1 rRNA gene is annotated in these 562 nt (G+C 58.9%); it reads left to right on the top strand.

The window, feature by feature from the left end:
• Positions 1–562: ribosomal RNA gene (locus ACFOYY_RS42470) — 23S ribosomal RNA — on the top strand; the annotation flags it as partial.

The raw sequence follows: 562 nt of genomic DNA, 5'->3' as shown, positions 1-562 counted from the left end.
CTGGTTGGTAATCAGGTGTTGAGTGTAAGTGCACAAGGGAGCTTGACTGTGAGACCGACGGGTCGAGCAGGAGCGAAAGCTGGGACTAGTGATCCGGCGGTGGCTTGTGGAAGCGCCGTCGCTCAACGGCTAAAAGGTACCCCGGGGATAACAGGCTGATCTTCCCCAAGAGTCCATATCGACGGGATGGTTTGGCACCTCGATGTCGGCTCGTCGCATCCTGGGGCTGGAGTAGGTCCCAAGGGTTGGGCTGTTCGCCCATTAAAGCGGTACGCGAGCTGGGTTTAGAACGTCGCGAGACAGTTCGGTCCCTATCCGCTGCGCGCGTAGGAGACTTGAAAGGGGCTGTCCCTAGTACGAGAGGACCGGGACGGACGAACCTCTGGTGTGCCAGTTGTTCCGCCAGGAGCATGGCTGGTTGGCTACGTTCGGGAGGGATAACCGCTGAAAGCATCTAAGCGGGAAGCTCGCCTTGAGATGAGGTCTCCCACCTTGTGAGAGGGTAAGGCCCCCAATGGATGATTGGGTTGATAGGCCGGGTGTGGAAGCGCGGTAACGTGTG

Source organism: Streptosporangium jomthongense (assembly GCF_042650425.1).
GTDB lineage: Bacteria > Actinomycetota > Actinomycetes > Streptosporangiales > Streptosporangiaceae > Streptosporangium.
This window is presented reverse-complemented; position numbering and strand designations above follow the sequence as displayed.